The organism is Methylobacterium frigidaeris, from assembly GCF_022179185.1.
Lineage (GTDB): Bacteria > Pseudomonadota > Alphaproteobacteria > Rhizobiales > Beijerinckiaceae > Methylobacterium > Methylobacterium frigidaeris.
Map to the genome: position 1 here is coordinate 23,857 of NZ_BPQJ01000014.1, position 21,417 is coordinate 45,273.

19 protein-coding genes are annotated in these 21,417 nt (G+C 72.2%); 5 read left to right on the forward strand and 14 right to left on the reverse strand.

The genetic code is table 11. The features are described 5' to 3' along the window. Positions 1-59: 59 nt before the first annotated feature. From MFF64_RS15995 to MFF64_RS16030, 8 genes are read right to left on the reverse strand one after another with little or no spacing between them, the layout of a single operon-like run. Positions 60-1,964 (reverse strand): response regulator, encoded by a 1,905-nt coding sequence (locus MFF64_RS15995; RefSeq protein ID WP_238191509.1) that lies wholly within the window; start codon positions 1,962-1,964, stop codon positions 60-62. Beyond that, a complete protein-coding gene (locus MFF64_RS16000; protein ID WP_238191510.1) occupies positions 1,961-3,700 on the reverse strand; it encodes a response regulator in 1,740 nt (579 codons plus the stop codon). The genes MFF64_RS15995 and MFF64_RS16000 overlap by 4 nt, the downstream gene beginning before the upstream one ends. Then, on the reverse strand, positions 3,697-4,749 hold the full coding sequence (gene cheB / locus MFF64_RS16005; protein ID WP_165795819.1) for a chemotaxis-specific protein-glutamate methyltransferase CheB: 1,053 nt from the start codon (positions 4,747-4,749) through the stop codon (positions 3,697-3,699). The genes MFF64_RS16000 and cheB overlap by 4 nt, the downstream gene beginning before the upstream one ends. A 17-nt stretch (positions 4,750-4,766) precedes the next feature. Next, entirely contained in the window at positions 4,767-7,046 is a 2,280-nt protein-coding gene (locus MFF64_RS16010; protein WP_099906077.1) for a hybrid sensor histidine kinase/response regulator, read from the reverse strand. Positions 7,047-7,071: 25 nt separating this feature from the next. Continuing rightward, positions 7,072-8,748 (reverse strand): methyl-accepting chemotaxis protein, encoded by a 1,677-nt coding sequence (locus MFF64_RS16015; RefSeq protein ID WP_238191511.1) that lies wholly within the window; start codon positions 8,746-8,748, stop codon positions 7,072-7,074. 31 nt (positions 8,749-8,779) lie between these two features. Further along, complete coding sequence (locus MFF64_RS16020) at positions 8,780-9,409, reverse strand: chemotaxis protein CheW (RefSeq protein WP_099906081.1); 630 nt, start codon at positions 9,407-9,409, stop codon at positions 8,780-8,782. Beyond that, positions 9,409-10,809 carry a CheR family methyltransferase gene (locus MFF64_RS16025; protein WP_238191513.1) on the reverse strand — a complete coding sequence of 467 codons (1,401 nt, stop codon included), beginning with the start codon at positions 10,807-10,809 and terminating at the stop codon, positions 9,409-9,411. Before MFF64_RS16025 ends, MFF64_RS16020 begins: the two co-directional genes overlap by 1 nt. 7 nt (positions 10,810-10,816) lie before the next feature. Beyond that, the gene (locus MFF64_RS16030; RefSeq protein WP_309296453.1) at positions 10,817-11,284 is read right to left on the reverse strand and encodes a chemotaxis protein CheW; all 468 of its coding nucleotides are present in this window, start codon (positions 11,282-11,284) and stop codon (positions 10,817-10,819) included. 184 nt (positions 11,285-11,468) lie between these two features. Between MFF64_RS16030 and MFF64_RS16035 the strand changes: the two genes are divergently transcribed. From MFF64_RS16035 to ilvN, 5 genes are all read left to right on the forward strand, one after another. Further along, a complete protein-coding gene (locus MFF64_RS16035) occupies positions 11,469-12,143 on the forward strand; it encodes an energy-coupling factor ABC transporter ATP-binding protein (RefSeq protein WP_099908522.1) in 675 nt (224 codons plus the stop codon). Beyond that, the gene (locus tag MFF64_RS16040) at positions 12,140-12,760 is read left to right on the forward strand and encodes an energy-coupling factor transporter transmembrane component T family protein (protein ID WP_099908520.1); all 621 of its coding nucleotides are present in this window, start codon (positions 12,140-12,142) and stop codon (positions 12,758-12,760) included. The genes MFF64_RS16035 and MFF64_RS16040 overlap by 4 nt, the downstream gene beginning before the upstream one ends. 30 nt (positions 12,761-12,790) lie before the next feature. After that, complete coding sequence (locus MFF64_RS16045; RefSeq protein ID WP_099908519.1) at positions 12,791-13,336, forward strand: biotin transporter BioY; 546 nt, start codon at positions 12,791-12,793, stop codon at positions 13,334-13,336. Between the two features lie 253 nt (positions 13,337-13,589). Then, positions 13,590-15,368: an acetolactate synthase 3 large subunit gene (locus MFF64_RS16050; protein ID WP_099908517.1), complete on the forward strand. Its 1,779-nt coding sequence runs from the start codon at positions 13,590-13,592 to the stop codon at positions 15,366-15,368. A gap of 21 nt (positions 15,369-15,389) precedes the next feature. Next, entirely contained in the window at positions 15,390-15,932 is a 543-nt protein-coding gene (gene ilvN, locus MFF64_RS16055) for an acetolactate synthase small subunit (RefSeq protein ID WP_099908515.1), read from the forward strand. Between the two features lie 4 nt (positions 15,933-15,936). Here the strand turns inward: ilvN and MFF64_RS16060 are convergent, their stop codons facing one another. The 6 genes from MFF64_RS16060 to MFF64_RS16085 all read right to left on the reverse strand — a co-directional run bounded on the left by MFF64_RS16060 (position 15,937) and on the right by MFF64_RS16085 (position 21,168). Continuing rightward, complete coding sequence (locus tag MFF64_RS16060) at positions 15,937-16,083, reverse strand: hypothetical protein (RefSeq protein WP_165795890.1); 147 nt, start codon at positions 16,081-16,083, stop codon at positions 15,937-15,939. 2 nt (positions 16,084-16,085) lie between these two features. Beyond that, positions 16,086-16,346 (reverse strand): hypothetical protein, encoded by a 261-nt coding sequence (locus MFF64_RS16065; protein ID WP_099908513.1) that lies wholly within the window; start codon positions 16,344-16,346, stop codon positions 16,086-16,088. Positions 16,347-16,545: 199 nt separating this feature from the next. Further along, positions 16,546-17,100: a DNA starvation/stationary phase protection protein Dps gene (gene dps, locus MFF64_RS16070; protein WP_099908526.1), complete on the reverse strand. Its 555-nt coding sequence runs from the start codon at positions 17,098-17,100 to the stop codon at positions 16,546-16,548. A 198-nt stretch (positions 17,101-17,298) separates the two neighbouring features. Continuing rightward, positions 17,299-18,177, reverse strand: a complete 879-nt coding sequence (locus MFF64_RS16075) for an SDR family oxidoreductase (RefSeq protein ID WP_099908511.1) — start codon at positions 18,175-18,177, stop codon at positions 17,299-17,301. 28 nt (positions 18,178-18,205) lie between these two features. Next, positions 18,206-19,759 (reverse strand): GMC family oxidoreductase, encoded by a 1,554-nt coding sequence (locus tag MFF64_RS16080; protein ID WP_099908510.1) that lies wholly within the window; start codon positions 19,757-19,759, stop codon positions 18,206-18,208. Beyond that, positions 19,756-21,168 carry an alpha/beta hydrolase gene (locus tag MFF64_RS16085; RefSeq protein ID WP_099908508.1) on the reverse strand — a complete coding sequence of 471 codons (1,413 nt, stop codon included), beginning with the start codon at positions 21,166-21,168 and terminating at the stop codon, positions 19,756-19,758. The genes MFF64_RS16080 and MFF64_RS16085 overlap by 4 nt, the downstream gene beginning before the upstream one ends. Positions 21,169-21,417 lie beyond the last annotated feature (249 nt).

Consider the following 21,417-nt stretch of genomic DNA (forward strand, 5'->3'; position numbering starts at 1 on the left):
TACCGGATGACCCGCGCCAAGTGATGCCGCGGGAATTGCCGGTCGGTCCCCGACGCGCCTCACCCCTTCGGCGCGAGCAGGGACGCGACCCGGGTGGCCAGATCGGCGGAGGGGAAGGGTTTTTCCAGCACGGAGAAATCCGCCGGGATGCGGGCGGCCTCGACGTGGCCGGTGACGAGCAGGAAGGGCAGGTCGGGCCAGCGCAGCCGCACCGCCTCGGCGAGGTCGAGGCCGCTCATGCCCGGCATCGCCAGGTCGGCGACGACGAGGTCGAACCGCTCCGCCGCGAGCCGTTCGAGCGCCGCCTCGCCGCTCGGCACCTCGGCCTCGTCGTAGCCGAAGCCGTTGAGGAACGAGGCGGTGACGTGCCGGACCTGCGGGTCGTCGTCGACCACGAGGATCCGGGCCCGGCGCGGCGCCGGGGCCGGGGCGCTCGCCGCCGCCGGCGCCGCCTCGACCGCCTCGCGGGAGCGCGGCAGGTAGAGCAGCACCGTGGTGCCGCGCCCGACCGCGCTGTCGATCCGGATCGTGCCGCCGGATTGCTGGACGAGGCCGAACACCATGGCGAGGCCGAGGCCCGTTCCCTGGCCGACGCCCTTGGTGGTGAAGAACGGCTCGAACACCCGGCCGAGGATCTCCGGCGGGATGCCGGTGCCGGTGTCGCGGATCGCGATCACCGCGTAGTCGCCGTCCTTCAGGTTCGGGTCGGTGCTGTCCCGGACCGTCTCGTTGCGGGTCGAGAGGGCGACGACGCCGCCCTCCGGCATCGCGTCGCGGCCGTTGATGCAGAGGTTGAGGATCGCGAGTTCGAGCTGGTCGGGATCGACCCTGGCGGGCCACAGGTCGTCGCTCAAGGAGCGCTCGACCTGCACGAAGCCGCCGAGGCTGCGTCCGAGCAGGTCGTCCATGCCGCGGATCACCCCGTTGAGATCGACGGTGCGGGCCTGGAGGTCGCGGCGGTGGCTGAAGGTCAGGAGGCGCTTGGTCAGCGCCGCCCCACGCTGCGCCGCCTGGGCGGCGTTGTTCATCAGTCGCGACAGGCGGGCATCGCCCGCCACCTTCGGCAGGGCGAGTTCCAGGCTGCCGAGGATCGCGGTGAGCAGGTTGTTGAAGTCGTGCGCGACACCGCCCGCCAGGGTGCCCAGGGCCTGCATCTTGTCGGCCTGGCGCAGGCGCGCCTCCAGCAGGCGCTGCTCGGTGATGTCGCGCTCGATCACCGCGAGGTGGACCACCGCCCCGGCGGGGTCGCGGATCGGCACCCGGGTGACCTGGTTCCAGGTCTGGGCCGCCTCCGGCCCCGTGCCGACCACGATCTCGGCCGGTGCGCCCGATTCGATCGCGGCCCGGTCCGCGGCCTCGGCGACCTCGGCCGCCTGACCCAGGATCGCCGCCTCGGTGCGGCCGAGGCAGGCCTCGACCGAGGGGGCGCTCAGGCGCGCCGCCATGCGGGCGTTGAGGCGCAGGAAGCGCCCCTCGGTGTCCTTGAAGGCGATCGCGTCGCCCGAATGGTCGAGGAGGCCGCGTAGGAGGGCGCGCTCGGTGGCGAGCTCGCGGGCGAGGCGGTGGCGCTCGTAGGCGCTGCGCACCGCGTTGCGCAGGAGCGCAGGGTCCCACGGCTTGGTGACGTAGCCGGTGATGCCGCCGCGGTTGAGAGCCGAGACCACCGCCGAGATGTCGGCGTAGCCGGTGAGCAGGATCGCCTGCGCGTCGGAGATCTCCCGCGCCCGGGCCAGCAGGGCGTCGCCGGTCAGGCCCGGCATGCGCTGGTCGGACAGGATGACGTCGATGTCGGGCTCGGCGGCGATCAGCTCCAGGGCCTCGGCCGGCCGGCTGGTGGTGAGCACCCGGTACTCGTCCTCGAACAGATCCTCGAGGGCGACCAGGATGTCCGGCTCGTCGTCGACCGCCAGGATCGTGCCGCGCGGAATCGGATTCATCGCGTCGTCCGTCACGCCCATGGTCATGCGGCCTGCCTCGGAATGCTGATCACGAAGCAGGCCCCTCCCTCCGGCGACGATTCCACGGATAGTTGTCCGCTATGCGCCTGCACGACGCTGTACGCAATGGCGAGACCGAGCCCGGTGCCGGATCCGACGGGCTTCGTCGTGAAGAACGGCTCGAAGATCCGCTCGCGCAAGGCCTCCGGCACGCCCGGGCCGGTGTCGCAGATCCGGATCACGTCGTGGTCGTCGCGGATCGTCGTCTCGACGGTGATGGTGCCTTCGCCGGGAATCGCGTCGGCGGCGTTGCCGAGGATGTTCATCACCACTTGGTTGAGCAGGGCCGGCGAGCAGCGGATCTCGGCCGCGCCGGAAAAGTCCTTGCGCACCGCGATGCGGGTGCCGAGCTTGTGCTGGATCAGCGCCAGCACGTTCTCGATCGCGTCCGGCACGTTGACGGTCTGCATCTCGCCCTCGTCGAGGCGCGAGAACTTGCGCAGGTTGACGACGAGATCCTGGATCCGGGACAGCCCGAGGCGCATCGACCCGACCCGGTCCCGGGCCTTATCGAGGGCGCGCCGGGAGGGGGTGCCCTCCGGCACCGCGCCGGCGACCTCGCCGATCAGCCGCTCGACCGTACCCTGATGGGCGAGGATGAAGGCCAGCGGGTTGTTGATCTCGTGGGCGATGCCGGCGACCAATTCGCCGAGCGAGGCCATCTTGGCGGCCTGGACGAGCTTCGCCTGGGTGTCCTTGAGGCGGTGGTTGGCCTGTTCGAGGTCGTGGTTGGCCTGGGCGAGCGCGCCGGCGAGCGCCGCCTTCGCCTCGGCGGCGGTGGCCTCGGCCTTGGCGCGCTCGGCGGCGAGGGCGTGGCGCCGCACCTCGTCGGCCACCCGGCGATCGTCCTCCTCCAGGAGCTTGCGGCGCACCAGCGTGCGCACCCGGATCGCCAGGAGGTCGGCGTCCGCCCCTTTCGCCACCACGTCGTCGGCCCCGGCCGAGAACGCTTCGACCAGGAGGTCCTTGCTGGAGGACGCCGCGGAGCCGATGCCGACGAGGTAGAAACCGGGCGCCCCGGCCCCCGTGGCGGCGCCGCGAAAGCCGTCGATCCGGCGGCAGAGCGCGATGGCGTCGAAGCCGGTGCCCAGGAGGTCGACCGTGACGCAGTCGAAACCCTCGCCCGCGAAACCTTGGCCCGATGCCTCCAGGGCCGCCATCGCCTGGTCGGGCCCGTCGGCGGTGACCACCTCGTGGCCTTCCTGCGCCAGCAGGGCCGCGAGATAGGCCCGGAAGGTGGCGCTGCCGTCGACGACGAGGATGCGGGCGCGGCGGAAGCTCGCGGGCTGGCCCGGCTCGTCCGCCGGCACGGCGGCGCGCTCGCGCAGGAGCGCGCGGATGCGCAGGAGCAGGAGGTCGCGGTCGGCGGATTTCGGCACGTAGGCGTCGGCGCCGCTCTCGAGGCCCTGGCGCTCGATGTCGCGGCCGCTCGCCTCGGTCAGCATCAGCACCGGCGTCGCCCGGGTGCGCATCGCGAGCCGCATCTGCCGGGTCAGCTCGTCGCCGTTCATGCCCGGCAGGTGGTAGTCGGCCACCACCAGGTCGGGCAGGCCGTGGTTCATCGCCTCCAGCGCCGCCTCGGCGGTGGCGTGGCGCGTGACCGCGAAGCCGTTGCGCTCCAGGAAGAGCCGCAGCTGCAGCGCCTGGGTCTCGGAATCCTCGACCAGCAGGATGCGGGGCGGGTTCGCGGGGGCCGCCGTCACGCCGAGAGGCCCGTCTGCACCGCCCGTAGGATCCGCGGCGCGATCAGGTCGAGGGGGAGCACGCTGCCGGCGGCCTTGAGGCGCACCGCCGCTGCCGGCATGCCGTAGACGACGGCCGAGCTCTCGTGCTCGGCGATGGTGGCGGCGCCGGCGAGGTGCATGTCGAGGAGGCCGGCGGCGCCGTCCTCGCCCATGCCGGTGAGTAGCACGCCGAAGCCCCGCGGCCCGGCATGGCGGGCGATGGAGCGGAACAGCACGGTGGCCGAGGGGCGCTGGCCGCCGACCGGCGCCTCGTCGAGGAGCGTCAGGAGCCCGCTGGGCCCGAGCGCCAGATGCCGGTCGCCCGGCGCGACGTAGACGTGGCCGGGCTGGGGCCGCACGCCCTCGCCGGCGACGACGACGGTGAGCGGCACGACGCCGTTCAGCCAGTCGGCGAAGCCCTCCATGAAGGCCGCGCCCATGTGCTGGACGAGGAGCACGGGAAGCGAAAAATCCGCCGGCAGGGCGCCGAGCAGCTTGGCGAAGGCCGGCGGCCCGCCGGTCGAGGCGGCCACCGCCAGCACGCTCGGCGACTGGGTTGCGGGAAGCGTCCCGCGGACCTCCTCCCGCGGCGCATCGGTGCGGGAGAGGCGCTCGGCGCCGATCGGCCGGCGCCGGATCACCGGCACCTGACTCATGATGCGCAGCTGGGTGCAGATCTGGTCGGCGATCGCCTCGTAGGCGCGGTGCCCGGTGCCGACCGGCTTCTCGACCACGCTGAGCGCGCCGGCCCGCAGGGCGTTCATCGAGATCTTGAGCGAGGAATCCTCGACCGCGTCGGCCACGACCACGATCGGGGTCGGGCGCTCGGCCATGATCCGCCGCGTGGTCTCCAGCCCGTCGATGCCCGGCAGGCGGATATCCATCGAGATCACGTCGGGCTGGACCCGGTGGATCTCCCGCAGGGCCTCCTCGCCGGAATCGACCGCGGCGACGAGGGCCAGGCGCGGATCGCGGCTGACGATGTGGGCGAGGAGCTGGCGCACCACCAGCGAATCCTCCACCAGCATGACGCGGACGGGGGGGCTCACAGCAGCTGACCGATCGTGTCGAGAAGCTCGCGCTGGTCGAACTTCTGCTTGGTGATGTAGGCGTCGGCCCCGAGATCGAGGCCCCGGCGGATGTCGGCGGGATCGCCGCGGGAGGTCATCAGGATCACCGGCAGCCGCGTCAACCCCGGATCGGCCTTCACCGCCTGGAGCAGGCCGAACCCGTCGAGGCGCGGCATCTCGACGTCGGCGACCACGAGATCGACGTCGGCGCCGTCCCGGCGCAGACGGTCGAGGGCATCCTGACCGTCGACGCAGACGAAGACCCGGTAGCCATGCGCCTCCAGGATGCTCTTCTCGAGGGTCCGGGTGGTGATCGAATCGTCGACGACCAGGACGGTGGGCACGCGCTTCGCCCGGCGCTCGGGCGCGCTCGCGGGCGCGGCCGCCACCAGCCCGCCGATCCTGGCGCGGGCGCCCAGGCCCTCGGGGTCGAGCACGAGCGCCGGGGTCTCGTCGGCGAGCATGACGGTGCCGGACATCAGCTGAGGGTCCCCGCCGAAGGGCGGGGCCGGGCCGACGAGGAGCACCCGCACGTCGAGCAGCCGATCGACGGCGACGGCGCACGGGTAAGCGCCGCAGCGCAGGAGGACGGCGCGGACCAGGCCGTCACGGAGGGGAAGGGGGGCGACACCGGATCCGAGGAGCGACGCGAGGGGAACGAGCGGCACGACAACGTCCCGTCCCCCCTGCTTGATCCGTACCGCCGGCTCGCCCGCCACTGACGTAAGGTCGCGCTCGGTGAGGCGCAGGAGTTGAGCCACGGCGCCGCTCGGCAGGCCGAAGGTCTGCGGCCCCTCTCCCGGCCTCAGGACCGCCTCGACGAGCAGCACCGGCTGTCGCGCGGCGGAGAGCGGCACGGTGATGGTCACCTCCGCGCCGTAGGGCTCCGCCGGCCGCAAGGAGGCCCGGCCGCGCAGGGACCGCGCGGCTTCCGCCACCACCGACAGGCCCATGCCGCGCCCCGCGATCCTGTCGACGGAGGCAGCCGTGGAGAAGCCCGGCGCGAAGACGAGGTCGAGGATCTCGTGCCGCCCGGGCTCGGCCCCCGCCGGCACCAGCCCCTGGCGCCGTCCGGTCTCGAGGATGCGGGCGAGGTCCGGGCCGCGGCCGTCGTCGCGGATCGTCACCACGAGCTGGCTGCCCTTCGAGGCGACCGACAGGGTGACGGACAGAGCCTCCGGCTTGGCCGCCGCCCGGCGCGCCTCCGGAGTTTCGGCACCGTGGCTGATCGTGTTGCGCAGGGCGTGCAGCACCGGGTCCTTGAGGGCCTGGAGCAGGCCGCGATCGACCTGGAGGTCGAGGCCGTGGAGCCGCACCTCGACGGCCAGGCCCGCCTCGCGGGCGATCTCCCGCACCATCCGGCCGTAGCCGCCGAACACCGTCTCGGCCGGGACCAGCAGCAGGCGGTCGGCATCGTCGCGCAGGCGCCGGAGCGCGGTGTCGACCGCGCCGGTGCTGCGGCTCTGCACCCGGGCGAGGCCCGAGATGCCGCGGATCACGGCCCTGAGGTCGCCGTCGAGGCGGCGCACCCGGTCGACGAAGCCGTCGAGGGCGAGGCCCGCCGGATCGCCGGCCTCGCGCAGGCGGCGGGCCAGAGCCACCATCTCGCCGGTGCGCCCCTGCACCGTGTCGACGCTGCGGCGCAAGCCCCGCGCCCCGGACTCTAGACCTGCCACCGCGCCGCCGATCGCCTCCTGGCCCTGGAGCACGGCCGTCAGGTCGTGCACGGCCTTCGACAGGCTCTCGACCTGGTCGCTGGCAATGCGGAGATAGGCGACGGTGTGGTCCTGCTGCGGCGGTGCGGGCTCGGGTGCCGGCTCGGGCCTGGCGTCCGGTTCGGGTCCCCGCTTGGCTTCCGGTCTGGCCTCCGGGATCGGCGCCTCGGACAGGCAGGCGTCGAGGGCCGCGATGGCGTCCGCGGGCGCGGCCGGCTCGGGCGTCTCGGGCAGGCCCGCGACCAGCCCCTCGATCCGGTCGAGGGCGAGGTCGACCACGCCGGCGGTGGCCCGGTCGAGGCCGGCGCGGCCCTGCACCACCCGGTCGAACAGGGCCTCCAGCCGGTGCGCCACCTCCTCCACCGCCGGCAGGTCGACGGCCCGGGCCGCCCCCTTCAGGCTGTGGGCGCGGCGGAAGACGTCGTTCCAGTCCGCGGGCCGGCCCGCCTCGGCCTCGGCGAGGGCCGCCCGGATCGCCGCGAGGTGCTCGCGGTGCTCGGCATCGAAGGCGGCGAGGAGGAGCTGGCGGATATCGTCCATCGGGGCTGGGCGCGCCTCGCGTCCGTCAGAGCCGGTAGCGCTCGGCGAGCGCCAGGAGGGCGCCGGCGAGCTCGCTCAGGTTGGCGGCGGCGGCCTCGACCTGGCGGGTGCCGGCCGCGGTCTGCTGGCTCGCCTGGCGGATGTTCTGGAGCGCGCCCATCACCTGCTCGATGCCGAGCTGCTGCTGGTTGGTCGAGGCGACGATCTGCTGGAAGGTCTGGACGCTCTCCTGCACCCGGGCGGTGATCTCCTCGATCGTCGCATGGGTAGTGTCGGTGCGCTCCTTGCCGACGGCGACGCGCTTGACCGCCTCCTCCGTCAGCATCACCGAGGCGTTGATGCCGCGCTGGATGTCGCCGAGGATCGCGCGGACCTGGGTGGTCGCCTCCTTGGCCTGGTCGGCCAGCGCCTTCATCTCCGAGGCCACCACCGCGAAGCTGCGTCCGCTCTCGCCCGCCGCCGCCGCCTCGATGGCGGCGTTGAGCGCGAGGAGATGCGTGCGCTCCGAGACGTCGTTCACCGTGGCGATGATCTCGCCGATGGCTTGCGTCTTCTCGCTGAGCGCCACGATGTTCTCCGCCACCGCCTCGCTCTGCTCGCGGATCGCGTCCATGGCCCGCGCGGTCTCGTCGACGGCGCGAAGCCCCGCGCTCGAGGTCTGGGCGGTGGCCTGGGCCGTCGCGATGACCTCCTGCGCGCGCTTGCCGATCTGGGCGCCCGCATGGGTGATCTCGTCGACGGTCGCGGCGGTCTCCTGCACGGCAGCGAACTGCTCCTCGACGCTCGCGGCCTGCTCCTGGGCCGAGGCGCGGATCTCGGCCGCCGCCGCGTTGAGGTTCGAGGTCGAGGCGCGATTCTGGCTCGCGAGCTGGCGCAGGCCCTCGACCATCTGGTTGAGGACGGCCCCGAGGCGCCCGAGCTCGTCGCGGCTCGTCTCGGCGATACGCCCGGTGAGGTCGCCGCTGCCGACCTTGCCGACGAAGGCCATCACCGCGTCGAGGGGCTGCACCACCGAGCGGCGGATCAGCACCGTGATGACGAGCGCCATCACGACGCAGACCACGAGCGCCGCGATGGTCGATAGCCGGCTCTCCTCGTAGATCGCCCCGACCCGGCGCTGGCCGGCCGCGATGGCCCCGTCGAGGGCGTCCCGCGCCGAGCCCATGGTGCGCACGAAGTTGTCGCCGGACTGGTCGAGGGCGGTCTCGGCCGCCTGGATGCCGGGCACGTCGTTGGCGGTGATCGCCTCGAACTGGCGCTCGGTGGCGGTGCGGGTGGTGCGCAGCTCGGCGCCCGCCGCGACCAGCAGCTCGGCGATGCGCTGCCAGGCGGCGGCGCGGTCGGGCGAGAGCGACTGCGCCCGGTAGTCGTTGGCGGTGGTGATCGCGCCGGCGAGCGCGGTCTCGGCGGCGGCGGCGTTGCGCCGCCAGGTCACCGTCGGCTCCTCCTTGGCCCCGGGCTCGCGGCCGAGCGCGCGCAGGTAGTAGCGGGTGGTCGCCTCGTCGCGCAGGTCGCTCATCCGGCGCTGCGCCTCGCGGATGTTCTCCAGCTGGTGCATCACCGTCAGGTCTCGGGTGACGATGATATCGGTGGCGTTGCGCACCTCGCCGATCTGCCCGACCGCGTAGACGCCGAGCGCCACGATCACCAGGACGACGGCGGAGAAGCCGAGGAGGATGCGGTTCCCGATCGAGAGCGACACGCGTGGGGTTCTCTTTGGCTGGAGGGCGAGGTCAGGCCGGCCCGGGACGGCCGGCCGCGAGGAGCGGCGCCAGGAGAGCGGCCGCATCGATCACCGCGAAGCCGGATCCGGACTCGTCCGCTTCCCGGCGGGAGCCCGGCGATGCGGCGTGGGCATAGCCTGCCACCGCCCGCCTGCCCAGGCCCCCCGTCTCGGCCAAGGTCTCGGCCAAGGTCTCGGCCAAAGGCTCGACCGCGGCCTCGGCCACGGACAGGACGCGCTCGACCCTGAGGCCGATCCGCGGCCCGTCGCGCCGCAGGGTCACGACATGGCCGGCGGCTCCCTCCGGGGGCACCGGCGCGGTGCCCAGGGCTACCGCGAGATCGACCACGCTGACGAGGATTCCGCCCCGCCCGGTGAGGCCGATGAGCGAAGCGGGCGCCCCCGGCACCGGCGTGCAGGGCCGGAACGGAAAGACCTCGGCGACGCTCTCGAGGGGCAGGCCGACCACCTCGGTGCCGGCGCGGCAGACGAGCAGGGATCGGGTCGGCCGCGCCTCCTGTGCCGCCCCACGGGCCGCGAGGCTCCGCGTGCGGGCCTCCAGGATCTCCTCGATGCGGGCGGCGCTCAACGAGGCTTCGCCGGGCAGCTGCGGCCCGGCGGCGAGGACGGATTGCGGCATCAGGCGGCCTCGTCACCGAGGAACGGCCGGGCCGCGCCGCGAAGCTCGGCCGCCGTGAGCCCGTCGCCCTCCGGCAGCTCCGCCTCGGCTGGCAGGGCTGCTGCGAGCCGCAGGGCATTGGCCACGGCGCGCCGCCCGGCCTCGGCGCGGCCGGCGGCGATCAGGGTCAACCCGAGATGGTAATGGGCCATGATGAACCCCTTATCGAGGTAGAGCGCGCCGCGAAAGGCGCGTTCCGCCTCGTCCGGCCTTGCCCGGGCCCGGGCGAGCAGGCCTTCGTAGTAGCGCAGGCGCGGATCGGCCGGATCCTGCCCGAGGGCGGCCCGGCAGGCCCGCCAGCTCGCCTCGAGGTCGCCCGCATCGGCGAGCGCCCGGACGGTCGCGAGCGGGCCGTCCGTCGCGACCGGGGCGGGTTCGGGTTTCGCCGGGACGAGCCGGGGAGGCGGCGTCTCCGGGGCCGGCAGCGCCGGGGGCAGAAGCGGCACCCAGTCCGTGAGCGGCTCCGGGGGCGATGGGGGTGGGGTGAAGTCCGGCACCTCGCCCTCGTCCGGCCGGCGATAGGCGGCGGTGCCCGGCAGGGAGACGGCCTGAAGGAACTCCGCGAAGGCCGGGTTCGGCTCGGCGTGGCCGAGCAGCAGCCAGCCCCCGGGTCGCAGACGCTGCGCCAGCGCCCGCACCAGGGCCTGCACCACGTCCGGGTGGAAATAGATCAGGACGTTGCGGCACAGGATAAGGTCGTAATCGGTCAGCGCCAGGGACGCGGTGCCGTCGAGCAGGCTCATCAGGTTCTGCGGCTCGAACCGGGCGAGGCCGCGGAACTCGGGACGCAGGGCGAAGGTGCCTTCCCGCGGCCCCGGCCGGAAGTAGCGCCCGCGCTCCTCCGCCCCGAGGGTGCGCAGGGCCCAGGTGCCGTAGACCGCGCGCCGCGCCACCGCCAGCACGTCGCGGTTGATGTCGGTGCCGGTGAGCCCGATCCGCCACTCGGGCAGGCGCTCCCCGAGGAGTTCGTGCAGCACGATTCCGACAGAGTAGGTTTCCGGGCCAGTGGAGCAGCCGGCGCTCCAGATCCGCAGGCGCCGCTCCTCGCCCCGGGCCGCGATGCGCTCCGGCAGGATCGTGCCGCGCAGGGCCGCGAACTGCTCGGCGTAGCGGAAGAAGAACGTCTCCCCGATGGTGATCTCGGATTCGAGTGCCGCCCACTCGCCCTCCGATTCTTCCAGCAGCGCCAGGTAGCCTGCGGGATCGGGCACGCCCCGGGCGCGCATGCGCCGGCCGACCCGCTCCCACAGGAGGTCGTCCTTGTCGGCGTAGTAATGGTGGCCGGTGCGGGCGACGAGGCGCGCCTTCAGCGCCGCGAAAGCCGGATCGCCGGTGGGGGCCGTGCCCCGCAGGGTCCGCATGTCCGGCTCAGGCCGCCCACTCGGCGAGCCGCGCCTGCGCGTCCCGGGTCCGCGCCGCGAGCCGGTCGCGCTCCTCGGCCAGCAGGATGCGGTCGATGGCGAGCCCGTGCACCAGCCGCTCGCCCAGGCGGATCGCGGCGGACACGCAGCCGTTCAGGGTGGCCTCGTCGGCGACCGGCCGAATGTGAGCCTGGTCGACCCGCACGAAATCCGCGACCCGGTCGACGAGCAGGGCTAGCGGCTCTTCGCCGTGAAGCAAAACGAGGTGGCGGTAGAGCGCCGCCTGAGCCGAAACCGGGCGGCCGAGGCCGAACAGGACCGCGAGGTCGAGGACCGGCACGGCGGATCCCGCGAGGTTGAGGAAGCCCGCGAGCGCCCCCGGCGCCCCGGGCGGGCGCCACAGGCGGGGCAGGGGCAGGATCTCCCGCACCGCCCGGCGCGGCAGGGCGCACTCCGTCCCGGCGATAGCGACCAAGAGGTAAGCCGTCCCGGTCGTCATCCTGCGCACCCCCGCGGACCCATCCGCCCGCGCCACAGATAGGGGAGGCGGGGGAAGTTTCCAAACCGCCCGGGTGTCCGAAACGTCTCAACTTGCGCCCTGTCGGCCTGCGCCGGAGGTGCTATGAGGCGCCGCCCGGCGCGAGAGGAGCGGTTGCGTCATGATCGAGATCAGGCATGTCGGCCATGCCTTCGGGGAGCGCGTGGTGCTGCGCGACCTCAGCCTCGACCTGACGGAGCGGCGCATCGCGGTGGTGGGCGGCAACGGCAGCGGCAAGAGCACCTTCGCGCGCCTGCTGAACGGCCTGCTGCTGCCCACGCAGGGAACGGTGCGGGTCGACGGGCTCGACACCCGCCGCGACGGCAAGGCGGTGCGCCGCAAGGTCGGCTTCGTGTTCCAGAACCCCGACAACCAGATCGTGCTGCCGGTGGTCGCCGAGGACCTCGCCTTCGGGCTCAGGAACCTCGGCCTACGCAGGGACGAGATCGCCCGGCGGACGGACGAGGCCTTGCGCCGCTACGACCTCTTCGACCTGCGCGACCACCCGGCCCACCTCCTGAGCGGCGGCCAGAAGCAGCTCCTCGCCATCGCCGGCGTGCTCGCGATGGCGCCAGACGTGATCGTGTTCGACGAGCCGACGACGCTGCTCGACCTGCGCAACAAGCGCCGGATCGCGCAGGCCATCGACGGCCTGGCGCAGCGCGCCGTCGTGGTCTCGCACGACCTCGCCTTTCTCGAACACTTCGACCGGGTGCTGGTGTTCGAGGACGGCCGCGTCGTGATCGACGATCGCCCCTCGGTCGCCCTGCCGGCCTACGTGGCGATGATGTCGTGACGCCCTACGTTCCGGGCGAGAGCCCGGTCCATCGTTGTCCGCCGGGGGCGAAGATCCTCGCGCTGATCGCCACCGGGACGGCCCTGTTCGCGCTGCCGCGGCTCGACATGGCCGTCGTCCTGGCGCTCGCGGCGCTCGCCGTCACGGGCCTCCTCTACTGGATCGCCCGCATCCCGGCCCGCCTCGTGCTGGCGCAACTGCGGCCCCTCGCCTGGATCCTCGCCGTGCTGGTCCTGGTCCAGCTCGCTCTCGACGGCTGGCTCGCCGGCCTGCTGGTCGCGGCCCGCCTGTCGGCCCTGGTGCTGCTCGCCGGCCTCGTGACGCTCACGACCCGCAGCGCCGACCTGATCGAGGCGCTGCAACGCGGCCTCGCCTGGCTCAAGCCTCTGGGGGTCAATCCCGCCAAGGCCGGCCTCGCCATCGCGCTCACCCTGCGCTTCATACCCGTGCTCGCCGCCATCGCCGCCGAGGTGCGCGAGGCACAGCGGGCCCGGGGCCTGGAAAGCAGCCTGGTGGCGCTGACGGTGCCGGTCGTGGTGCGGATGCTGAAGATGAGCGACGACATCGCGGCGGCGATCGACGCGCGCTCCTACGATCCGGACCGGGCGGGCCACTGACACACTCTTCTCTCACGTCAAAGGACTCCCATGTCGACCCGGGACATCGTCTTCGTCGCGCTCTTCGCCGCCCTGACCGCCGCCCTCGGCCTGTTCCCGCCCGTGACCCTGCCGGTGGTCGGCGTGCCGATCACCGCGCAGTCGATGGGGGCGATGCTCGCCGGGGCGATCGCGGGGGCGACGCGCGGCGGCGCGGCCCTGGCCCTGTTCGTCCTCCTCGTCTGTGCCGGGCTGCCGCTCATGGCCGGCGGGCGCGGCGGGCTCGGCATCGTCATGGGTCCGGGGGGCGGCTTCGTGCTGATGTGGCCGGTCGCCGCCTTCGTGATCGGGTTCCTGTACGAGCGCAGCCTGAAGACCCTCACCGTCTGGAAGGAGGCGCTGATCCTCGTCCTCGGCGGCATCGTGCTCACCTACGCGGTCGGCATCCCGTGGATCGCCGTGGTGGCGCGGGTCGACCTCGCGAAGGCGGCGATCGGCTCGGCCTGGTTCCTGCCCGGCGACGCCGCGAAGGTGGTCCTCGTCGTGCTGATCGCCCGCGCCGTGCGGCGGGCCTATCCGACGCTCCAGCCGCGCTGAGTCGCATCGTTAACGCGCGGCCCGAAACCGGTTGACCCTGCCGGGCGACGCGCGTAGGGTCCGCGCCACTCTCTAAAGGGCAGGCTTTCGACGGCATGCGTACGGTCCTTATTGTAGCGGAGGCGCCACCGACGGGGCGAGCTTAACAGGCTCGGTATCCCAAGGGTGGCGCGTGCAGGGTCCTTCGGGGCCCTTTTTTGTTGCGTAAAACGGACCCGAGAGCGCGGACGAGACCAAGGAACGGAGCGCGGCGATGAGTGCGGGCGAGGTCATGACGGGCGCCGAGATGGTGATCCGGGCGTTTCAGGATCAGGGTGTCGACACCCTGTTCGGCTATCCGGGCGGCGCGGTGCTGCCGATCTACGACGCGCTCTTCCACCAGGACACGGTGAAGCACATCCTGGTCCGGCACGAGCAGGGCGCGGTGCACGCGGCCGAGGGCTATGCCCGCTCGTCGGGCAAGGTCGGCTGCGTGCTCGTCACCTCGGGGCCGGGCGCCACCAACATCGTCACCGGACTCACCGACGCGCTGCTCGATTCGATCCCGCTCGTCTGCATCACCGGCCAGGTGCCGACGCACCTCATCGGCTCCGACGCGTTCCAGGAATGCGACACGGTCGGCATCACCCGCAGCTGCACCAAGCACAATTACCTGGTCAAATCGATCGAGGACCTGCCGCGGATCCTGCACGAGGCGTTCTACGTCGCCTCGCACGGCCGGCCCGGCCCGGTGGTCATCGACCTGCCGAAGGACATCCAGTTCGCCAGCGGCCTCTACCGCCGCCCGGTCGACAACAGCCACAAGACCTACAACCCGCAGACTCAAGGCGACCCGGAGAAGATCCGCGCCGCCGTGGCGCTGATGGCGGGCGCGCGCCGGCCGGTCTTCTATACCGGTGGCGGCGTCATCAACTCCGGCCCCGAGGCCTCGCAACTGCTGCGGGATCTCGCTCGCGCCACCGGCTTCCCGGTCACCTCGACGCTGATGGGCCTCGGGGCCTTTCCGGGCTCGGACCCGCAGTTCCTCGGCATGCTCGGCATGCACGGGACCTACGAGGCGAACCTGGCGATGCACGAATGCGACGTGATGGTCTGCATCGGCGCGCGCTTCGACGACCGCATCACCGGCCGGCTCGACGCCTTCTCGCCCTTCTCCAAGAAGATCCACGTCGACATCGACGCCTCCTCGATCAACAAGACCGTCAAGGCGGATATCGGCATCGTCGGCGATTGCGGCTCGGTGCTCGCCGACATGCTGCGCGAATGGCGCGCGGTGACGCCGGAGCCCGACAAGGGCCGCCTGACCGAGTGGCTGTCGAAGATCCGCGGCTGGAAGGCGCGGGAATGCCTCGGCTACTGGCCGTCCGGCACCACCATCAAGCCGCAATACGCGGTCCAGCGCCTCTACGAGGCGACCAAGGGGCGCGAGACCTACGTCACCACGGAGGTCGGCCAGCACCAGATGTGGGCGGCGCAGTACTACAAGTTCGACGAGCCGAACCGCTGGATGACCTCGGGCGGCCTCGGCACGATGGGTTACGGCCTGCCGGCGGCGATCGGCGCCCAGCTCGCCCATCGCGGCGCCCTGGTGATCGACATCGCCGGCGAGGCCTCGATCCAGATGAACATTCAGGAGATGTCGACCGCCGTGCAGTACCGCCTGCCGGTCAAGATCTTCATCCTGAACAACGAGTACATGGGCATGGTGCGCCAGTGGCAGCAGCTGCTGCACGGCTCGCGCTACTCCGAGAGCTATTCGGAGAGCCTGCCCGACTTCGTGAAGCTGGCCGAGGCCTACGGCGCCAAGGGCATCCGCTGCCAGGATCCCGGCAGCCTCGACGCGGCGATCGCCGAGATGCTGGATTATGACGGCCCGGTGATCTTCGACTGCATCGTCGACAAGACCGAGAACTGCTTCCCGATGATCCCGTCGGGCAAGGCGCATAACGAGATGCTGCTCTCGGACTACCTCGGCGAGACCGGGGCGGATCTGGGGGACGTCATCTCCGACGAAGGCAAGATGCTGGTCTGACCGGGCGAGGGTTTGAGGACGATGAACGCCATGAACACCCACTACCCCGATCCGGTCCGCGTCGAGCCGGTGAACCGCCACACGCTCGCGGTCATCGTCGACAACGAGCCCGGCGTGCTCGCCCGCATCGCCGGCCTGTTCTCCGGCCGCGGCTACAACATCGAGAGCCTGACCGTGTCGGAGACCGAGCACGCCCGGCACATCTCCCGCATCACCATCGTGACCGCGGGCACCAACGCGGTGATCGACCAGATCAAGGCGCAGCTCGACCGCCTGGTGCCGGTGCACCGGGTGGTGGATCTCACGCTCCAGGGCGATTCGCTCGAGCGGGAGCTGGCGCTGGTGAAGGTGGCCGGCAAGGGCGAGCACCGGGTCGAGGCGATGCGGCTCGCCGCTGCCTTCGGTGCCCGCACCGTCGATGCGACGCTGACCTCGTTCGTGTTCGAACTCACCGGCACGACCGACGAGATCGACCGCTTCGTCAAGCTGATGGCGTCGGTGGGGCTGGTCGAGGTCTCGCGCACCGGCGTCGCTGCGATGGGGCGCGGGCCGGAGGCGATGTAGGGCTTCAGCTACTCGGCGGGGGGGCGCCGGTCTGCCCCGCCTTGCCGTACTTCCGCTCGAAGCGGTAGACGGCGAAACTCAAGATGGCAGGAATCGTCACCGAGATGAACAGGGCGAAGCCGAGCATCGCGAGGGTGGCGTCCCAGGGCATAGTCACTCCCCCTGGCGTAGAAGTCGGATCACCGCATGACCGACAGAATGTAAGGCGAGAGAGGCCGCGAACCAAGAGAGGTTTGTCCGGCCCAAGGTCGCATTCGGATTGCTGACCAAGCGTACGATGATGGCCGCCCCGGCGACCGCGATCGCCGTGGCATTCACATAGGCTGCCGCCAGCTTGACATGCTCGTTCAGGCGCTTCGCCACGTGCTTGCGACGCGCAGCGGTCTCCGTCGCATCGGGGGCTGCCACGGTCACGGGGGGATCCTCACCGCCTCATGACCCAGGGTAAGAGAACGACCCTCCGTCGTCGATATCTCTTTCCCACGAATGAAAGCGCCTCCCCCGATGACGGGAGAGGCGAACTATGCTGCCGTTCCTCAGCGTGAGCAGAACAGCGGTGGAATTCGGAGCCGGGGCCCGCTCGACCGCGAGCCCCAGCTCTCGAACCCCCGCCTCAGCGCGCGCCCTTGCCGTCACCGTCGCGCATCGCGCCGGTCGGCTCCTGCACGTGGGCCTCAAGGAACCACAGCTGCTTGTCGACCGCGCGGGAGACCTCGGTGAACAGGTCGGCGGTGTCCGGGTCGCCGGCCTCGTCGGTCTGGTCGATGTTCTCGCGCACGGCGTTGGCGTAGGCCGCGTAGCGGTCGATCAGGGCCGAGAGGTGGTCGGCGATGGCGTAGATGTCGGTCGGGTAGGGCGACAGCTTCGAGGAGGCGGACACCACCGTGGCGGTGCCGAGCGCCGTGCCGCCGAGCTGCACCGCACGTTCCGCGACCTTGTCGTTGAGGTCGTCGATCTCGGTGCGGAAGCCGTCGAGCATCTCGTGGATGCCGATGAATTGCGGACCCTTCAGGTTCCAGTGCGCCTGCTTGATGTTGAGCGCGAGGTCGATGCCATCGGCCAGCCGTGCATTCAGGGTCTCGATCGAGACGCGCTTGGCGTTCGAGTCGGTGTTGTTGCGGGTGCGGTGCTGGCGCGGGGACCCGGCCTTGCCCTGGGAATCCGTCATGTCGGTCACTCCGTGGATTTCTCGCAACAACGGGGCCGGAGGGCGGCCGTTCCGATGCAGCGGGAGGGTTTCGATAGCCATCCCCGACCGTCAGGGCCGGGGCGGCGGGACGGTCCCGCACCGGGCCCGTCCGATGACGAGAGAGCTAGGGCGGGCTACCCGGACGGACACCCCGCAGGCCGAAACCCTGCCCTTCCGTCAGAGCATCGGCTGGCCGCCGGTCACCGGCACCAGCGCACCGGTCATGTAGCTGCCCTCCCGCGAGGCGAGCAGCACGTAGGCCGGGGCCAGCTCCGCCGGCTGCCCGGCGCGGCCGAGCGGGGTGTCGGCGCCCAGCGTCTCGATCTGCTCCGGCGACTTCACGATCGGCTGGATCGGCGTCCAGACCGGGCCGGGGGCGACGCAGTTCACCCGGATGCCCTTCGGCGCCAGCAGGTTCGACAGCCCGACGGTCAGGGTGCTGATCGCCCCCTTGGTGGCGGCGTAGACCAGCATGCTGGCATCCGCGACCTTGGCCTGCTGGCTCGTCGAGTTCACGATCGCAGAGCCCGGCCGCATATGCGGCACGGCGGCTTGTGCCAGGTAGATCATCGCGAAGACGTTGGCGCGGAACGAGCCCTCGACGTCGTGGGCGGTGACGTCGTCGAGGCCCTCGTTGACCACCTGCGCGGCGGCGTTGTTGACCAGCACGTCGATGCGGCCGAACTCCGCCACGGTCCTGGCCACCACCGCCCGGCAATGCGCCTCGTCGCGCAGGTCGCCGGGGATGAGGAGGCAGCGCCGGCCCGCCTTCTCGACCCAGGCCTTCGTGGCTTGCGCGTCCACCTCCTCGGATTCGAGGTAGGAGATCGCGAGGTCGGCCCCCTCGCGGGCATAGGCGATGGCGACCGCCCGGCCGATGCCGGAATCGCCCCCGGTGACGAGGGCGACCTTGTCCGTCAGCAGGCCCTTGCCGACGTAAGAGTCCTCGCCGTGGTCGGGGGCTGGGTCCATCGGGCCGGTGAGGCCGGGGCGCGGCTGCTGCTGCGCGCCCGGAAACGGCGGCCGGGGGCCGGCCTCGCGGGGATCGTCGCTCATGGATGGCCTTTCATGGGGAGATGGCCTTTCATGGGGAGCCCTTCAGGAACGCGCCGGCGGTGCGCAGGGACAACGCCATGATGGTCAGTGCCGGGTTCGCCGCGAGCGAACTCGGGAAGACCGAGCCGTCGCAGATCCACAGGTTCTCGACCTCGTGGCTGCGCCCGAAGGAATCGACCACGGATGCGTCGGGGTTCCGCCCCATCCGGCAGGTACCCAGCGTGTGGGCGACCCGCTCCAGCACCCAGATGTCGCGGGCGCCCGCCGCCTCCCAGATCTCGCGCATCACCTTCGTGGCGTGGACGTTGAGCCTGTCCTCGTTCGAGCCGTAGCCGAAGCTGATATGCGCCTTTCGCATCCCGAGCGCGTCGGTCTCGTCCGCCAGGGTCAGGATGTTCGCGTCGCAGGGCAGCGTCTCCCCGTTGATGCCGATGCCGGCGACGCGGTTGTACTGCTTGAGGTAGTCGGTCAGGGCCCTGCCCCACAGGCCGCGGCCGCGGGCGACGGAGTTCGCCCAGGTCAGCGGCTCGACGCCGAGGCTCTGCACCAGGTAGCCGCCGGCGAAATCGGCGTTCGTCGGCCGGGTGTAGTCCTCGGTGATGAGCGAGGACGGGTAGCCGCGGTTCATCGCGACCTCGTCCGCGAAGGTTCCCCAAACCTGCGTCGCGACATGGCCGATATAGTTGCGGCCGACCTGACCGCTGCCGGTGGCGAGATCGAGGTGGAGGAGCAGCCGCGGCGTCTCGACGGCGCCAGCGCACAGGATCAGGTTGGCGCAACGCTGGCGGTGGTCGCGCCCGCCGCTGCGGTAGATCACGCCCGTGATCCGCCCGGCCCTGTCGCGCTCGACCCCGTGCATCCGGGCCTCCGCCCGGATCTCGGCCCCCTGCGCCACCGCCAGCGGCAGGTAGGTCACGTCCATGCTGGCCTTGGCGCGGGTGCGGCAGCCCTGGTGGCAATAGCCGCAATGGATGCAGGCCTTGCGCTCCGGCACCGCTGCATCGGGGGTGAAGTCGCGCGAGACCACCGCCGCGGGCGCGTCGGTCGCGGTGATGCCGAGCCGGTCGCAGGCCGCCGCCATCAGCTGCGCCGGGCCGTTGCGCAGGACCGGCGGCAGCGGGAAGCGGCGGGCCTCGTCCCACGGATAGGGCGTCGGGCCGGACGTGCCGATGAAGGCCTCGACGCGGTCGTAGAACGGCACCAGCTCGGCGTGGTCGATCGGCCAGTCGCAGCCTTCGCCGCTCTCGGTCCGGAGGCGGAAGTCGCGCGGATCGGCCCGGGGCACGAAGGCGCCCCAATGCAGGGTCGAGCCGCCGATCCCGGTCCCGCTGTTGTTGGCCCCGAACGCCTCCGGGGTCGAGCCCCCGCTCAGGCGCTCCTCGGTCCAGTAGATCTCGTCGGCGAGCGTCTCGTCGAAGCCGTATCCGGCGGGCTCGAAGTTCGGCCCGGCCTCGAGCGCCACGACCTTGAGGCCCGACGCGGCGAGTTCCGCGAGAAGCGGGGCGCCCCCCGCCCCCGTCCCGACCACCACGACGTCGACGACCTCGTCGGTGCCGTAGCGGCGTTGTCCCGCGAGGTTCATCGGACGTCTCCCGTGGTGATCGGGGCTTCGCGGATGCCGGCTTCCCAGGCCTCGCGCTCGTTCAGGCCGGTCAGTCGGTAGCCCGGCAGCGCGTCGGCGTCGTCGCCCCCCGCGCCGATCCCGGTGAAGCCGACCGCCGCGAGGCTGGCGGGGTGGGCGAGCCAGGTCCGCACTGCCTCGCCGCGCAGTTCCTCGAACCAGCAGGTCATCTGCTCGGGGGCGATGCCGTCCCGAATCGTGGGCAGCCGGCCTGAGGCGGCGCGGCCGAGGAGCGCGTCCTGGCCGGGCCCGTCGAGTTCCGCGAAGGACCGGCCTTGCGTCTCGCGGGCGGCGGCATCGAGGGTCCGCAGGGCGCGGGAATAGGCGTCCGCGTCAGGCGGCAAGGCGGCGTAGCGCCAGCCGTCGCCGGTGCCGCTCGCCAGCCGCGCGTCGATGCGGCGGGCAAGGTCGATCTTGCCGGGACCGTCCTGCGGCAATACCCGGTCGAGGCAGGCTGCGAGCGTCGCGCGCTCCTCCGGCTCGAGGCAGAACGGCCCCTCCGGCTCGCGCATCCGTGCGCGGAGCGCCGCGCGCAGGCGGGAATTGACCCGGTCCGACCCCATCAGCGCCGCGAAGGCCGGCGGCAGGGCCGGCGCCTCTGCGGTCTCCGGCGGCGCCGCGACGACGTCGCGGATCAGCGCCGCCAGGGCGTCCGGCCGCTCCAGCGGCAGCAGGTGGCCGGCCCCGAGCAGGACCTCGTGGCGGTGACGGGCGAGGTGCGGCAGGGTGAGGGCGGCCTGCGCCTCCGGCCCGAGATCGCCGTCCTCCGCCCCGCTCACCACCAGCGCCGGGGTCGCGAGCGTGCCGATGCGCCCGCGCCAATCCTCGTTGGCGCCGCCAGCGAGCCAGGCCTTCCACGCGTCGGGGTTCGCCCGCAGCACGTCCTCGACCGTCCGGGCGTGGTCGTCGGGGGAGAGCGGCGCCCCGATATTGGCCGCCACGAAGGCCTCCGCCTCGCGCTGGCGGGTCTCCGGATCGGCGTCGATCCAGGCGATCATCGCCCGCCGGCGCTCCTCCGCCATCGGCTCCGGCGCCGGCGGCGAGCCCGCCAGCAGCACGAGCCCGGCGAGGCCGGCGAGCGCGGGATCCCCGTCCTCGCTGCGTCGCGCCAGCGCCAGGGCGACCTTCGCCCCCATGCTGTTGCCGGCGACGAACCAGGGCCCGCGCGGGACCTCGGCTTCGATGCGGGCCGCGACATGGTCGGCCATGGCGGCGACGTCGCCGCCCGGCCGGTGCGCTTCGTCGCCGAAGCCCGGCAGGTCGATGGCGACGCATCGCATGGTGGGCCCGAGATGCTCGGCGAGCGGGCGCCACTCGCGGGCGCTGCCCCCGAGGAAGTGCAGGCAGAAGAGGACGGGATCGTCAGTCATGCCGGCGAGATCGCGCGGCCCTGCCCTGCGTCAACGGCGGGCGGCCCGCGGCGCCTTGCAGCACCCCGGGAGGATCTGTCGAGTTGTTGACGGATCGGGCGGCTCCGCGGACGGTCCTGATACGGTCACGACCGCGGCGAAGGCTCGCCTCGACGCTCGATCGTCATTCCTCGACGATGGTAATATTTGATCTGGTCATCCCGCTCGGCGGACGGCGCCGACAGCATTCGCGGCGCCGACGGCAAATTT

What these genes read in the sequence shown, in the direction of transcription:
- MFF64_RS15995 (WP_238191509.1), bottom strand. Translation starts at nt 1,964, where the DNA reads ATGACCATGGGCGTGACGGACGACGCGATGAATCCGATTCCGCGCGGC.
- cheB (WP_165795819.1), bottom strand. Translation starts at nt 4,749, where the DNA reads ATGCTGGTGGAGGATTCGCTGGTGGTGCGCCAGCTCCTCGCCCACATC.
- MFF64_RS16010 (WP_099906077.1), bottom strand. Translation starts at nt 7,046, where the DNA reads ATGGACGATATCCGCCAGCTCCTCCTCGCCGCCTTCGATGCCGAGCAC.
- MFF64_RS16020 (WP_099906081.1), bottom strand. Translation starts at nt 9,409, where the DNA reads ATGCCGCAATCCGTCCTCGCCGCCGGGCCGCAGCTGCCCGGCGAAGCC.
- MFF64_RS16025 (WP_238191513.1), bottom strand. Translation starts at nt 10,809, where the DNA reads ATGCGGACCCTGCGGGGCACGGCCCCCACCGGCGATCCGGCTTTCGCG.
- MFF64_RS16035 (WP_099908522.1), top strand. Translation starts at nt 11,469, where the DNA reads ATGATCGAGATCAGGCATGTCGGCCATGCCTTCGGGGAGCGCGTGGTG.
- MFF64_RS16045 (WP_099908519.1), top strand. Translation starts at nt 12,791, where the DNA reads ATGTCGACCCGGGACATCGTCTTCGTCGCGCTCTTCGCCGCCCTGACC.
- MFF64_RS16050 (WP_099908517.1), top strand. Translation starts at nt 13,590, where the DNA reads ATGAGTGCGGGCGAGGTCATGACGGGCGCCGAGATGGTGATCCGGGCG.
- ilvN (WP_099908515.1), top strand. Translation starts at nt 15,390, where the DNA reads ATGAACGCCATGAACACCCACTACCCCGATCCGGTCCGCGTCGAGCCG.
- MFF64_RS16060 (WP_165795890.1), bottom strand. Translation starts at nt 16,083, where the DNA reads ATGCCCTGGGACGCCACCCTCGCGATGCTCGGCTTCGCCCTGTTCATC.
- dps (WP_099908526.1), bottom strand. Translation starts at nt 17,100, where the DNA reads ATGACGGATTCCCAGGGCAAGGCCGGGTCCCCGCGCCAGCACCGCACC.
- MFF64_RS16075 (WP_099908511.1), bottom strand. Translation starts at nt 18,177, where the DNA reads ATGAGCGACGATCCCCGCGAGGCCGGCCCCCGGCCGCCGTTTCCGGGC.
- MFF64_RS16080 (WP_099908510.1), bottom strand. Translation starts at nt 19,759, where the DNA reads ATGAACCTCGCGGGACAACGCCGCTACGGCACCGACGAGGTCGTCGAC.
- MFF64_RS16085 (WP_099908508.1), bottom strand. Translation starts at nt 21,168, where the DNA reads ATGACTGACGATCCCGTCCTCTTCTGCCTGCACTTCCTCGGGGGCAGC.